The organism is Streptomyces sp. NPDC059455 (assembly GCF_042750115.1).
Lineage (GTDB): Bacteria > Actinomycetota > Actinomycetes > Streptomycetales > Streptomycetaceae > Streptomyces > Streptomyces endocoffeicus.
The window spans coordinates 1-1,371 of sequence record NZ_JBHYVB010000488.1 but is presented as its reverse complement, the minus strand read 5'-3'; the positions used below and the strand labels follow the sequence as shown (position 1 = coordinate 1,371).

Annotated in this window: 1 protein-coding gene; it reads left to right on the top strand. The window is 78.0% G+C overall.

The window, feature by feature from the left end; genetic code table 11:
- A partial coding sequence (locus ACFXB5_RS53745) for a putative baseplate assembly protein (RefSeq protein ID WP_385223389.1) occupies positions 1 to 1,371 on the top strand: 1,371 nt, incomplete at both ends.

The following is a 1,371-nucleotide window of genomic DNA, read 5'->3' as shown; positions in this document are numbered from 1 at the left end:
TCGCCCGCACTCGCCGCACCCCCCCCTACCCGCTCCTGGGCGGTCACACCCGGGTGCGGCCTCGGGTCCGGCCCCAACCCCTGGCGCGGGGGGGGGGGCGCCCCCGCCCGCCCGGCGCCGCGGCCACGCTGCTGGAGTTCACCGTCAACCCGCCGGACGGCGCCTCGGTGCTCGTCCCCGCCGGGTTCCAGAGCGCCGCCTCGACCCCGGCGGGCCAGGTCGTCTACGAGACGGACCAGGACCTGTACGCCACCCCGGCCACCCTCGCCGATCTCGCCGTCCAGGAGGCCGGAACGATCCAGGCCCTGCCGCTGGGACCGGCCGGACCCAGCCGTCCCTTCGAGCCCTTCGGCCGCGATCCGCGGCCCGGCAACGCGCTGTGGATCGGACTCGCCGGACCGGCCGCCCCCTACCCGCGGCTGTCGCTGGGCTTCGTGGTCGTCGCCGCGCCGCCCGCCCCGGCGGCCTCCGGCGGCACCGCGCCCCTGCCGCTGCCGCCCGCGCCGCTGCTGCGCTGGGACGTACTGGACGGCACCCGGCTCGTCCCCGCCGAGCTGATGCGGGACTCCACGGCCGGGTTCGGCGCCAGTGGGACCGTCGAGCTTCGGGTCCCGCGGTCATGGCAGCCGGGCAGTCCGTCCGGCACCCGGCCCCGGCTGCGCTGGCTGCGCCTGCGGATCGCCCACGGAGCCTTCGCCGGACCCGCGCCCGTGCTGTCCGGGCTGCGGCTGAACGTGGTCGCCGCCACCGCCGCCCGCACCATCCGCGACGAGCCGCTGCAGCCCGTCCAGGACCCGGCGGCCACCGGGCTGCGGCGCATGAAGCTCAGCCAGGTGCCCATCCTCGCCGGATCCGTGGTCATCGAGGTCGACGACGACACGGGCGGCGATGTGTTCGGCACCACGGTGGGCACATCGGCCGGAACCTCGTCCCGGTGGCGCGAGGTGGAGAGCCTGGCCGGATACGGCGCCGACGACCGGGTGTTCACCGTGGACCACGAGAGCGGCGAGGTGACCTTCGGGGACGGCGTCAGCGGCGCCGCCGTCCCGCCCGGCTTCCGCAACGTCCGCGCCGTGCGCTACCGCGTCGGCGGCGGCAGCGCCGGGGCCGTGGCGGCGGGCGCGGTCAACGGGGTGGTGACCGCGCTGCCGTTCGTCACCGGTGTGAGCAACCCCTTCCCGGCCTCCGGCGGAACGGACGCCGAGCCCGACGCCGACGCCATGCGCCGCGGCGCAGGTGAACTGCGCGCCCGCGGCCGGGCCGTGGCCCCGGCCGACTACGGGCAGCTCGCCACCCGCGCGCCCGGCGCCTCGGTGGCCCGCGCCCGGGGCGTGTCCGGTCTGCACCCCGACTTCGCCGGGATGCCGATCC